This is a genomic window from Agrobacterium sp. DSM 25558 (assembly GCF_900100825.1).
Lineage (GTDB): Bacteria > Pseudomonadota > Alphaproteobacteria > Rhizobiales > Rhizobiaceae > Agrobacterium.
On record NZ_FMUD01000001.1, the window covers coordinates 75,084 to 86,842 of the forward strand.

The 11,759-nt window shown below is 56.5% G+C and carries 11 protein-coding genes; 3 read left to right on the forward strand and 8 right to left on the reverse strand.

Going from position 1 to position 11,759, the window contains the following annotated elements; all coding sequences use genetic code 11:
• Nucleotides 1–12 precede the first annotated feature (12 nt).
• From sthA to DSM25558_RS00380, 3 genes are all read right to left on the reverse strand, one after another.
• Nucleotides 13–1,428 carry a Si-specific NAD(P)(+) transhydrogenase gene (sthA, locus tag DSM25558_RS00370; protein WP_077100712.1) on the reverse strand — a complete coding sequence of 472 codons (1,416 nt, stop codon included), beginning with the start codon at nucleotides 1,426–1,428 and terminating at the stop codon, nucleotides 13–15.
• A gap of 245 nt (nucleotides 1,429–1,673) precedes the next feature.
• Nucleotides 1,674–2,213: a DUF1003 domain-containing protein gene (locus DSM25558_RS00375; RefSeq protein WP_077100714.1), complete on the reverse strand. Its 540-nt coding sequence runs from the start codon at nucleotides 2,211–2,213 to the stop codon at nucleotides 1,674–1,676.
• Nucleotides 2,214–2,326: 113 nt separating this feature from the next.
• Nucleotides 2,327–4,261 (reverse strand): LTA synthase family protein, encoded by a 1,935-nt coding sequence (locus DSM25558_RS00380; RefSeq protein WP_077100716.1) that lies wholly within the window; start codon nucleotides 4,259–4,261, stop codon nucleotides 2,327–2,329.
• 224 nt (nucleotides 4,262–4,485) lie between these two features.
• Here DSM25558_RS00380 and DSM25558_RS00385 point away from each other — a divergent pair, with 224 nt between their 5' ends.
• Nucleotides 4,486–6,165, forward strand: a complete 1,680-nt coding sequence (locus DSM25558_RS00385) for an NAD+ synthase (RefSeq protein ID WP_077100718.1) — start codon at nucleotides 4,486–4,488, stop codon at nucleotides 6,163–6,165.
• Between the two features lie 40 nt (nucleotides 6,166–6,205).
• Here the strand turns inward: DSM25558_RS00385 and DSM25558_RS00390 are convergent, their stop codons facing one another.
• On the reverse strand, nucleotides 6,206–6,583 hold the full coding sequence (locus DSM25558_RS00390) for a glyoxalase superfamily protein (protein ID WP_077100720.1): 378 nt from the start codon (nucleotides 6,581–6,583) through the stop codon (nucleotides 6,206–6,208).
• A 186-nt stretch (nucleotides 6,584–6,769) separates the two neighbouring features.
• Here DSM25558_RS00390 and DSM25558_RS00395 point away from each other — a divergent pair, with 186 nt between their 5' ends.
• The gene (locus tag DSM25558_RS00395) at nucleotides 6,770–7,597 is read left to right on the forward strand and encodes a TolB family protein (protein WP_077100722.1); all 828 of its coding nucleotides are present in this window, start codon (nucleotides 6,770–6,772) and stop codon (nucleotides 7,595–7,597) included.
• A gap of 68 nt (nucleotides 7,598–7,665) precedes the next feature.
• Here DSM25558_RS00395 and DSM25558_RS28060 read toward each other — a convergent pair whose 3' ends face one another.
• Nucleotides 7,666–7,833 carry a Thivi_2564 family membrane protein gene (locus tag DSM25558_RS28060; protein WP_103584017.1) on the reverse strand — a complete coding sequence of 56 codons (168 nt, stop codon included), beginning with the start codon at nucleotides 7,831–7,833 and terminating at the stop codon, nucleotides 7,666–7,668.
• 127 nt (nucleotides 7,834–7,960) lie between these two features.
• Between DSM25558_RS28060 and DSM25558_RS00400 the strand changes: the two genes are divergently transcribed.
• Nucleotides 7,961–8,383: an OsmC family protein gene (locus DSM25558_RS00400; protein WP_077100725.1), complete on the forward strand. Its 423-nt coding sequence runs from the start codon at nucleotides 7,961–7,963 to the stop codon at nucleotides 8,381–8,383.
• Here the strand turns inward: DSM25558_RS00400 and DSM25558_RS00405 are convergent, their stop codons facing one another.
• From DSM25558_RS00405 to DSM25558_RS00415, 3 genes are read right to left on the reverse strand one after another with little or no spacing between them, the layout of a single operon-like run.
• A complete protein-coding gene (locus tag DSM25558_RS00405; protein ID WP_077100727.1) occupies nucleotides 8,384–8,875 on the reverse strand; it encodes a peptide deformylase in 492 nt (163 codons plus the stop codon).
• Nucleotides 8,876–8,890: 15 nt separating this feature from the next.
• The gene (locus DSM25558_RS00410) at nucleotides 8,891–9,223 is read right to left on the reverse strand and encodes a hypothetical protein (RefSeq protein ID WP_077100729.1); all 333 of its coding nucleotides are present in this window, start codon (nucleotides 9,221–9,223) and stop codon (nucleotides 8,891–8,893) included.
• Entirely contained in the window at nucleotides 9,220–11,526 is a 2,307-nt protein-coding gene (locus DSM25558_RS00415; protein WP_077100731.1) for an FdhF/YdeP family oxidoreductase, read from the reverse strand. Before DSM25558_RS00415 ends, DSM25558_RS00410 begins: the two co-directional genes overlap by 4 nt.
• Between the last annotated feature and the right edge of the window lie 233 nt (nucleotides 11,527–11,759).

The window sequence follows — 11,759 nt, forward strand, 5'->3', positions numbered from 1 at the left end:
CGCTGGAGAATCCTACTCGGTCGCGTTCTCGTTCTTGATGTCGCCCATCCGGTTCCAGGCATCGAGGCCGGCAATCTTGTAGGCTTCGGCAAGCGTGGGATAGTTGAAGGTATTTTCCACAAAATACTCGACCGTGCCTTTGAGGTTGAGAACCGCCTGTCCGATGTGGACGAGCTCAGTCGCACCTTCACCAACGATATGAACGCCCAAAAGCCTGCGTGTCTTCAGCGAGAAGATCAGCTTCAGCAGGCCGGTATCGAGGCCCATGATGTGGCCGCGTGAGGTTTCGCGGAAGCGGGCGATACCGCATTCATAGGCGATACCGCGTTCCTTCATTTCCTCTTCGGTCAGGCCGCAGGTGGAGATTTCCGGCACGGCGTAGATACCATAAGGAAAATACTTCTGCGGTTCCATGCCGATGGCACCCACTGCAACGCGCGCAGCAATCCGCCCCTGTTCCATGGAGGTGGAGGCAAGGCTTGGAAAGCCGATCACGTCGCCTGCCGCAAAGATGCCGGGGACCGACGTCTCGAAGGTTTCCGGGTTGACGGTCAAGCGGCCGCGATTGTCTGCCGTCAGACCTGCGGCGGCGAGGTTGAGCGTGTCCGTGGCGCCCATTCGGCCAGCGGCGAACAGCACCATCTCCGTTGTGAGCGTCCGTCCACTATCCAGCGTCAGCATGACCTTGCCTTCTGGCGTATGCTCGACCTTGTCGGCCTTTTGGCCGAGAAGCAGCTTCATGTTGCGGTCACGCAGCTGATAGGTGAAGTCCTCTACGATTTCCTTGTCGATGAAATCCAGCATCGTCGGTTTCGGATCGATGATGGTGACGGCAGTATCAAGCGCACTGAAGATCGTGGCATATTCGATGCCGATAACGCCTGCACCGATGACCACCATGGAACGGGGCAGTTTTTGCAGTTCCAAAATCTCGTCGCTGTCGATCACCGTTTTACCATCGAACGGCATATAGTCCGGGCGGAAGGGGCGGGTGCCGACTGCGAGCAGGATGCTCTTGCCCTTGACGAGAACGACTTCGCCATCGTCCTTGGCGATCTCCATCGTGTCGGAGGTGACGAAAGCTGCCTTGCCGCGAATATGGGTAACGCGGTTGCGCGCGAATTGGTGCTCCAGCACCTCGACCTCATGATCGAGCGTGATGAGCAGGCGGCGCCGCAGATCTTCCGCGCTGATTTCCTGCTTCACACGGTAGGAGCGGCCATAAAAGCCACGCTCGCGCCAACCGGAAAGGTTGAGTGCTGTTTCGCGCATGGTCTTGGACGGAATGGTGCCGGTGTGAACCGATACGCCACCGACACGACTGCCTTTTTCGATGACCAGGACTGTTTTATCCAGCTTGGCGGCTTGGATGGCAGCGCGTCTGCCAGCGGGACCACTGCCGACAACAACAAGATCATATTGGTTCATGAAAAAGACCTCGGAACAGAAATTCGATTTCCGGACTGAATGGTTCCAGCGCGGAGGCGTCGCTGCTCGGAAAAGCGTGATGCCATTCTGATACGGAAGTGATTCCCGCGTCGCTGCACCAAGAGTGCAATGCAACAAATGCCCGCGTCAATCTGTAGCGGAAGAATCTGACGGATTCGTAACCAATGCAGAAAAAGGCGCAAAATGAATATCGATTTACGAAAGAACTGTTGCGCGTGTGCAAGTCACGGCACGTCGGGTCGGTTATCCCGGCGTGTGTGAAGCTTTGCGATCTCTTCTCGCAGCGCCACGAGCTCTGCAAGCACCTTCACGTCGATCTTTTCGTGCAGGGACAGGACCTCGAGTTCCGACTTGAGATTGACCTCGTAATCCTTGGCCGCTTCGAAACGGTCGCGCGTGCCCTGGCGGTTCTGCGACATCATGATGATGGGTGCCTGAATGGCCGCCAGCATGGAGAGGATGAGATTGAGGAAGACGAAGGGGTAGGGGTCGAAAGCCTGCGTCGTCATCACCACCGTATTGATGATGGCCCAGACCACCAAAAACACCAAGAAGCTGATGATGAAGCCCCAGGAGCCGCCAACGCGGGCGATGCCGTCTGCAAGCCGCTCTCCGAATGTGGAGTTCTTTGAAAAGGCGGCGTTCGTATCTGTCGAAATGAGTTTCCGCTGATGCGCGACGTCGAGAATGCGGCGCTCCACCTCTCCGATCTCTTTGGACGATCTTTTGAAATGAGAAGCGATGTAATCGGGGATAGCGGGCATTCTTCGATCTCCAGCCAAGGCTCGGAGCCGCCCGGTACGACGGTCCGATGTTCTTGACGAGTAACCGGCACCAATACCGAATTCAAACGAATTCGGTATTGTGATCATCGCGATCAGCTGGATGGCTGAGCCGGATTGACCCAGGAAAACCCTGGAAAGAAACGGTCCTTGCCGAATTGTTTGCCAAACATCATATCGAATTGAAGCTGGCGATATTCGTTGATGGCAGAGGGCACCGACATTGAGCCCGTTGCCCAGTCCGGCACGGCTGAGCCATCCTTTTCCATCAGCATGTGCCGGTCGATGACGGAGTAAGATGCCTGCACCTTGCCGAGAATACCGGTGTAGAAGGGATCATCGAAACCGGCTGTCTTCAGGACATGGTAAGGCAGCAGAGATGGGCTGATCGTTCCGATCCTGTTGTGCAGACCGGTCTTCGAAGACCACACGACCAGCGGCGTCTCATGTTCTTTTTTCATAGTGTCCAAGGGCGCGCGGCGGGTCGCGACCATATCGGCCATGTGACCGCTTTCCACATAGACCTGACCCAGCGGCGGCAGATGATCACCGAAGAGAACAATCACCGTATCGCGCTCGCGGTTCTTCGCCCATTCGATCAGGCGGGCAAAATTGTCATCCGCTTCCGATACGCCCTGGGTGTAGGTGGCGAGTGCGTCGGTTGCGCCTTCCGAGAGGGAGCCGTTGACCGAAACGGTGTTGGCTGCATAGCGGTTCGGCTCGTAGGGCCCATGTCCCTGAAGGGTGACACTGAAAAGAAACAACGGACTTTCCGCTGCATCGACCGTTTGCATGATCTCCGATGTCAGAGCTTCATCCGACGCGAAGATGCCGCGCTTTTCCATGGCGGGGAGCGTTTCTTCCGATCGAAACTCTTCGAAACCGAAGGATTTGTAGACTTCGCGGCGGTTCCAGAACCATTCCTGAAACGGATGGATGGCAATGGCAGAGTAGCCTTCGTTCCGGAAGAAGGTGGCAAGCGATGGCACTGGCTGGCGCACATATTGCTGATAGGGGATGCTGCCATAGGGCAGGAAGGCGTTGGAAAAACCCGTCAGCGCTTCGAACTCCACATTGGCCGTCATGCCGCCGAATTCGGGAGAGAAGACGTGGCCCGATTGCCTGCTTCGAATTGTCGGCATGGGGTCTCGGGAAAGCGAGACATTGGGCAACCTTGTCGGGTCCCATAGCGATTCGCTCATGATCATGATGACATCAGGCAGGGTGCTGTAATTGACGGCATAGGCCGAGCCATCCGAGACGATGTCGGAAATGGTATTTTCACTGTAGCCTGCTGGGGCCGACACCTTGGCCATGGGAATGTTGAACGCAAGCGCCATCAGGAACCCATTCTGGCGGTAGTTTTCCTTCTGGTCCCACATCATCGGAATAATGTTCAGCCGATCTCGCATCCACGAATTCTGCGAATAGTCCATCAACGAGCCGAGGCCAACCAAAGGCGGAATTACCAGCGCCAGCCGCAAGACGCGCTGTGTTCGCCCGATGACGGGTGCATGATCACGGCAAAAACGCCACAACAGAACGGCCGAGGCAGCAGCCATGATAAGGCCGATCACAAGCGCAACAGCCGTTAACGGCTGGGCTTTCAGCATTGCCGGCAAAAGCTGCAAAATCTGGCGACCGAACAGAAGGTCGGAGGGATAAAGCGGGTCGGAAAGGTACAGTTGTTTCTGATGAGACATAAAGGCCGGCACCAGAAGGATAGGTGCAGCAATGAGTATCGATTGGTAATGCCTGCCAAGAACGGCATCGAGCGCCAGCAGAACCAGTACCACTGCAACCAGCGTCGTGATGCCGGGGCGGGTGGTAGAGGTGAGGAATGTGCCGACATCATGCAGCGAGCCGCGCGCGATCCACTCGGTGCAGACAATCAGCAAAAGCGCTACGAGCGTCAGGTTGAGAAGGGGACGTACATCGCCCAGAAATCTGGTAAGGTTCCATCTGGAAGGGCGTGAAAGAACGAGTTTCGTTCTTCCGGCGGCCGTTATCTTGGGCACCGAATTCCGCAATATCTTAAACTCCGGCAGTCTGTAATACGCCCCGTGAATCGGGTGTCATGAGGATGTCACGTAACTGTCACATAAGCGCAGTGAATGCGATATGAACTGTGCAGAATTCAAAGGTAGCCGAATAACCATTGCGTGAGGCGACTGTCGCTTCAAGGCCGCCATTTTTTGAAGCGAGTTTAACGGCCTGCGTTGCGCGGCGTGCGCAGCCACGGTAAATGAGAGTCATGAGCCAAGTACACACCAATCCCAATGTTTTGCGAATTGCCGTCGGGCAGTTCAATCCCACCGTCGGCGATGTCGCGGGCAACCTTGCCAAGGCCCGCGAAGCGCGTGCCGATGCGGCGGCGCAGGGCGCTGACCTGCTGCTTTTGACGGAGCTTTTCATTTCCGGTTATCCGCCGGAAGATTTGGTCCTGAAGCCATCCTTCCTGAAATCCTGCCTGAAAGCGGTGGAGGAACTGGCAGCCGAGACCGCCGATGGCGGTCCCGGTGTCATCATTGGTTTCCCGCGCCAGGGCGAGACGGGTCGGCACAATTCCGTTGCTCTTCTGGATGGCGGCAAGATCACGGCGCTACGCGACAAAGTGGATTTGCCGAATTACGGCGAGTTCGACGAAAAGCGCGTTTTTGCCGAAGGTTCGATTTCCGGCCCCTATAATTTCCGGGGTGTTCGCATCGGCATCCCGATCTGCGAAGAAATCTGGAACGATCTGGGCGTCTGCGAAACGCTGGCCGAAAGCGGTGCGGAAATTCTGTTGGTGCCGAATGGCTCGCCCTATTATCGCGGCAAGGTGGATGTGCGCCATCAGGTAGCACTGCGACAGGTCATCGAAAGCGGCCTGCCGCTGGTTTTCGCCAACCAGGTCGGCGGTCAGGACGAGCTTGTTTTCGACGGCGCAAGCTTCGCCTTCAATGCAGACAAGACACTGGCCTTCCAGATGAGCCAGTTCGAGAACACCCTTGCAGTGGTGGACTGGAAGCGCACGGAAAAAGGCTGGCATTGCAGTGAGGGACCCTTCTCGCAAATCCCCGAGGGTGAGGAGGCAGATTACCGCGCCTGCATGCTGGGCTTCCGCGATTATGTGAACAAGAATGGCTTCAAGAGCGTGGTTCTTGGCCTTTCCGGCGGTATCGACTCAGCCATCTGCGCGGCGATTGCCGTCGATGCGCTGGGCGAGGAGCGGGTACGCTGCATCATGCTGCCCTATCGCTATACGTCGGAAGACTCATTCAAAGACGCGGCAGATTGCGCCAAGGCACTGGGTTGCCGTTACGACATCGTCCCGATTGCCGAGCCCGTGGATGGCTTTCTGTCTTCACTGGCCGAAATGTTCGAAGGAACCGAAGAGGGCATCACCGAAGAGAACCTGCAAAGCCGCGCCCGCGGAACCATTCTCATGGCGATCTCCAACAAGTTCGGCTCCATGGTGGTCACAACAGGCAACAAATCGGAAATGTCCGTGGGTTACGCCACGCTGTACGGCGACATGAATGGCGGCTTCAATCCCATCAAAGACCTCTACAAGATGCAGGTCTATGCGATCTCTGCCTGGAGAAACAGTCACGTGCCGCCAACGGCACTTGGCCCTTCCGGCGAGGTCATTCCTGCCAACATCATTTCGAAAGCACCATCCGCAGAACTGCGCCCCAACCAGACCGATCAGGATTCGTTGCCGCCATATCCGGCGCTCGACGATATTCTAGAGTGCTTGGTGGAACTGGAAATGTCGGTGGAAGAGATCGTCGCACGCGGCCACGATATCGCAACCGTCCATCGCATCGAGCATCTGCTTTATCTGGCCGAATACAAACGCCGCCAGTCCGCGCCGGGTGTGAAGATCACCAAAAAGAACTTCGGTCGCGACCGGCGCTATCCCATCACCAACCGCTTCAGGGATCGGTAGAGGGAAAAGCGGCGCGGAACAGACCGCGCCGCCCGCATGCCTAGATGACTTGGCCCACATCGATCCGGTTTCCGTCCGGGTCTTCGAAAACGAATGCGCGCAGGCCGTAGTCCTTGTTTTCCAGTCTTTTGATAATGCGTAATCCATAGTCGCTGCAAAGGCGGTGGAGCTCATCCACATTGTTCACCAGCATATGCGCGACATTGAAGGACGCGGATTTGTAAGCTGGCTGCAACGTCAGATGCAACTCTGCCTCATCCCGCTTCAAGATCATGAAACCCACCGGGTCTCCGTTCTCAAACGTCTTTTGAAAGCCAAGCACCTTGGCATAAAAATCATGAGCTTTTTGGATATTTTTGACGGGAAGCATGGGTGCCACTCGGCCAAACCGAATGGTTTGATCAGCGATGGTCGTCATCGCGAGACCTCAATATTGGGAAAAGCCAGATCAGAGAATACGGGCGGTGCCGCAACGCTGCTGTCTTCCGTTTTTAAATTTGCAGGACGGTGCCTACGACAATAGGATCATAACCACGGTCTTAGCTGATGCAAATGAAATATGGCTTCTCAGCCTGTCCAGGATTGAAATGCAGTGGGAGGTACGATGCGCAGTTCCGTTGAAATCTTCAACATCCGCACCCGGGAAAACCGGGTTGTCTGGCAAACGCCGGAACTGTTCGAGGCACCCAACTGGTCACCGGATGGATCGTATCTTTTGCTGAACAGCGAGGGCTTGCTCTACCGCCTGTCACTGACTGGTGATGCGGCTATCGAAACGGTCTATACCGGTTTTGCGACGGAGTGCAACAACGACCACGGCATTTCGCCGGATGGTTCGCTCTACGCTATTTCCGATAAGGTAGAGTTCGGCAAAAGCACGATCTATCTGCTGCCTTCTGAAGGTGGTGCACCGAGGCTGATGACGCATAACTTGCCATCTTACTGGCATGGCTGGTCTCCCGATGGCAAAACTTTTGCCTATTGCGGCATTCGCGATCAGGTCTTCGACATCTACTCGATGGACATCGAGACGGCGACCGAGACACGCTTGACCCATGGTGAGGGGCGCAATGACGGGCCGGATTACTCCGCGGATGGGCAGTGGATTTATTTCAATTCCAGCCGCACGGGCGTAATGCAGATCTGGCGTGTGCGGGTGGATGGCTCGGCTGTCGAGCGCGTGACGGATAGCCCATATGGCGACTGGTTTCCGCATCCGTCACCTAGGGGTGACAAGGTAGTTTTCGTTTCCTATGACGCCGATGTCTTCGATCATCCACGTGATCTGAATGTGCGCGTGCGCATGATGGATACGGATGGTGGCAATGTGGAAACGTTGTTCGAATTGTTCGGCGGGCAGGGGACGATGAACTCGCCCAACTGGTCACCTGGCGGCGATGAGTTCGCCTATGTCAGATATTTCCCGGTCTAATCCACATACAAAAAGCCCGACCTCGATTTGAAACCGGGTCGGGCTTTTTTGTATATATGTCGGATCGATTAAAAGACCGCGAGGTACTTCAGCAGCGAAATAATACCGATGATGATGACGATAACCTGGGCGATCTGCTTCGCGCTGCCAGCAACCGGCAAACGGTTGATCAGCCAAAGAATGAGTACGATGACCAGAAATGTGATCAGAATGCTAACGAGTGTACCTGTAACCATGTGTCCCAGCTCCTATTTATAAATCTGTAACGGTCGATCACCGTTCCGTGAGTAAAAGCACAAGCTGGTATTTTGGTTCCATTGTGCAAAATGTAATTTTTGAGAATTCGAAATCAGGAATATTGGCGTGAGCGAAATCAGGGTGAAAAAGCGCGAGACTGGTGCCACCGCAACATTGGGGCGCAACGGCCATCCGCAGATCGCAACGCCGACTGGCGGTCAACTCGCCGTCGTTACAGCTGCGTCTGACCCGGGCTTCAATCCGCTGGACCTGCTCTACTCCTCGCTCGCCGCCTGCCTGGTGCTGAGCGCCCGCATCGCCGCCAGCCGCTTAGGCGTGCTGGACCGTTTCGAGAGCGTGGAGGCACGTGTTACTGGCGAGAAGTCCGAGGGCGAACCAGCGCGGATAACGCATTTCGACATGCGCCTGAAGATCACGGGCGATTTTGATGCAGAGACGAAGCAGGCCATCGCGCACATGGCTGAGGACATTTGCACCGTCAGCAACACGCTGCGCGGCGATGCTGCGTTCAATCTCTCGGTCGAATAATCAGCGCTGCGCCTTTTCCCATTTTCGAATGAGGCGATCGCGTTTGAGTTTCGACAGGCGTTTCAGCCAGAACATGCCGTCCAGCTGATCGATCTCATGCTGGATGCAGATGGCGTGAAAGCCCTCTGCCTGCTCTTCATGCCACTGACCGGAGACATCCTGAAAGCGCAGCGTCACTTTGGATGGGCGCTCTACTTCTTCGATAAAGCCCGGCATGGATACACTGCCTTCCATATGCCGCATGGTCTCACTGGACGTTTCCAGAATCTCCGGATTGACATAGGTCCTGACTTCACCCGGTTTCAGTTCCAGCACGAAGAGACGTTGGAGAATGCCGACATGCGCGGCGGTAATCCCGACGCCGGGGGCTGCGCGCATCGTCTCCAGCAGATCCTGTGCAAGCTGCGCCAGTTCAGGTCCAAACTCGGTGACAGGTTCGCAATGGGAGCCAAGTGCCGGATGCGGATAGGACACGATAGAACGAATTGCCATGGGGACGTTCCAATTCTATTCCGCTGAGAGCGAGCGTTTCAGCAGGCTTTCGGAAGAGGAGAGCGCAACAACCGATGCCTCATCCGTCAGTTCCACCCATGTCCGCTGAGTGCGGGCATCGCGCTTGACGATGGTGAGCATGCGGCCCGACAACGCGTTGATTTCTCGCAGAACCAGCGCATGGGCAATGCCGAGCTTGTTGGATAGGCTGCGGCTATCGGTGCCGATGCCCAGATGAATGGCTGCAACAAGCGCGGCCCCGGTGGCGTCGATCGCAACCGGGGCCGTTTGGCTGATCTGTTCCGCCACGGCCAGAAAGCGCGCGGCGGATTGATCTTCATCCGTCAAGCGGCCTCTGCCTCTGTGCGCAGGCGAACCGAAACCAGAACGGATTTCGACGTCGGCGTGAAGCTGCCTTCGCCATAGCTGTGCAGCGGCACTAGAACGTTCAGCTCAGGGTAATATCCGCCGACGCTGCCCTCTGGAATGTTGTAAGGCACGAGGCGGAAGTTCGCGGCGATACGCTCGACGCCATCGCCATATTCACCGATGACGTCCACGCGCTGCTTGGCATGTGCGCCCAGCGCTTCCATGTCCTTCGGATTCATGAAAATCACCTGCCGCTCGCCATAGACGCCGCGATAACGGTCATCCATGCCGTAGATCGTGGTGTTGTATTGGTCGTGGCTGCGGAAGGTCTGCAGAACGAAGATGCCATGTTTGGAGAGCGCTTCCTGGTGCTCCGTCTTTTCCGGCAGCGCACCCGTGAAAAAGGTGGCCTTCTTGGCAGGCGTATTCCATTCACGTTCCGCTGCTGCATTGCGCAGGTGGAAACCACGCGGGACGCGCACACGCTCGTTGAACTCATGGAAACCCGGTAGAACGCGCGAGATCATATCGCGAATGAGGTCGTAATCATCGGCGAGTTCGTTCCACTGCACGCGTTCGTTGCCAAGCGTCGCATGAGCGATACCGGCGACGATGGCAATTTCCGAGCGCAGTTCCGGCGAGGCAGGCTCGTTGATGCCACCCGAACCGTGCACCATGCTCATGGAATCTTCCACGGTCACGATTTGTGGCTTGCCCTGCGAATTGCGGTCGATTTCGGTGCGGCCAAGACAAGGCAAGATGAAAGATGTTTCACCCGGCACCAGATGCGAATGGTTCAGCTTGGTGGCAATGTTGACCGTCAGCTTCTGCTTTTCAAACGCCTTGATGATCAGCGGGCTGTCCGGTGTTGCACGCAGGAAGTTACCGCCGAGTGCGATGAAGGCCTGCGCCTTGCCGTCCAGCATGGCGCTGATGGCTTCCACCGTGTTGTGACCGCGATTGCGCGGCATCGGCACGCCAAGTTCCTTTTCCAACGCATCGAGCAGGGCAGGTGGCGCCTTTTCATCGATACCAACAGTGCGGTCACCCTGCACGTTGGAGTGACCACGCACCGGGCAGAGACCCGCGCCGGGGCGGCCGATATTGCCGCGCAGTAGCATGAAGTTTGTGATCTCGCGGATGGTGATGACCGAATGCTTGTGCTGGGTGATGCCCATTGCCCAAGTGGCGATCACCGCATTCGAGGCCATATAGATGCTGGCGGCTTCCTCGATCTGTTCGCGGGTTAGGCCGGACTGGTCGAGAATGGTTTCCCAACTGGTGGCCTCGACAGCCGCGCGATATGCCTCGAACTCCACGGCGTGTTCAGCGAGAAAGTCGTAGTCGATAATGGCAGGCTTGCCAGCGGCGCGGGCTGCGTCATCGGCGGCAAAAACAGCCTTGCTCATGCCGCGAACGGCGGCCATGTCGCCACCCTGGCGCGGCTGGTAGTAGTTGGTGGCAATCTTGGTGTTGCCGCCGGTGATCATTTCGATCTTGTCCTGCGGGTCGGTAAAGCGTTCCAGACCCTTTTCGCGGATAGGATTGAACACGGCAATCCGCGCGCCACGAATGGCGGCACGGCGCAAATCACCCAGCATGCGTGGATGGTTGGTGCCTGGGTTCTGGCCGATGACGAAAATCGCATCTGCCTTCTCGAAGTCCTCCAGCAGAACCGTGCCCTTGCCGACGCCCACGGAGGCTTTCAGGCCGACGCCGCTCGCCTCATGGCACATGTTGGAGCAGTCAGGGAAGTTGTTGGTGCCGTAAAGGCGTACCATCAACTGATAGAGGAACGCTGCTTCGTTGGATGCGCGGCCGGATGTGTAGAATTCGGCGCGATCAGGACTATCGAGGCTTCTCAGAACCTCGCCGATTTCGGCAAACGCATCATCCCAGCTGACAGGCAGATATTTGTCGGTTGCCCTGTCGTAACGCAGCGGATCGGTCAGACGCCCCTGTTTTTCCAGATTGTAATCCGACCATGTGCGAAGCTCGGAAACCTTATGGCTGGCAAAAAAATCCGGCGGAACGCGTGCTTCGGTCGCTTCCCACGCAACGGCCTTCACGCCATTTTCGCAGAACTCGAAAGATGAACCATGCTCTGGATCACCCCAGGCGCAACCGGGACAATCGAAACCATCGGGCTGGTTGGCCTTCAACAGGGCTCGAGCACCGGAAATGGGCGCGCCCGATTCCAGAAGGCGCTTTCCCACGCTCTTGAGTGCGCCCCAGCCGCCAGCAGCGCTGGAAGCCTTACCGATGAAATCCATCTTGCCCATTGAAAGGTCTCTTTCTGATCTAATTCTTATCTTGCCGCGCGGCTCCGGTGCCATCCAGAGCGATTGTTATTGCAGCATTTTGTTCCAGATTCCCGGATAACCACCATATGTCAACTCGTAACTGCATAAGGGCCAGGCGATGTCGATCAATTCAACGAGAATGCTTGATCATTTATTGAAATAAAAACGGCTGCTGGCGGTCATCGGTTAACCTGAACGCGCCTTCCAAATTA

Bases quoted from the DNA above. Each gene is read 5' to 3' on its own strand.
- sthA (WP_077100712.1), bottom strand. From the start codon at position 1,428: ATGAACCAATATGATCTTGTTGTTGTCGGCAGTGGTCCCGCTGGCAGA.
- DSM25558_RS00375 (WP_077100714.1), bottom strand. From the start codon at position 2,213: ATGCCCGCTATCCCCGATTACATCGCTTCTCATTTCAAAAGATCGTCC.
- DSM25558_RS00385 (WP_077100718.1), top strand. From the start codon at position 4,486: ATGAGCCAAGTACACACCAATCCCAATGTTTTGCGAATTGCCGTCGGG.
- DSM25558_RS00390 (WP_077100720.1), bottom strand. From the start codon at position 6,583: ATGACGACCATCGCTGATCAAACCATTCGGTTTGGCCGAGTGGCACCC.
- DSM25558_RS00395 (WP_077100722.1), top strand. From the start codon at position 6,770: ATGCGCAGTTCCGTTGAAATCTTCAACATCCGCACCCGGGAAAACCGG.
- DSM25558_RS28060 (WP_103584017.1), bottom strand. From the start codon at position 7,833: ATGGTTACAGGTACACTCGTTAGCATTCTGATCACATTTCTGGTCATC.
- DSM25558_RS00405 (WP_077100727.1), bottom strand. From the start codon at position 8,875: ATGGCAATTCGTTCTATCGTGTCCTATCCGCATCCGGCACTTGGCTCC.
- DSM25558_RS00415 (WP_077100731.1), bottom strand. From the start codon at position 11,526: ATGGGCAAGATGGATTTCATCGGTAAGGCTTCCAGCGCTGCTGGCGGC.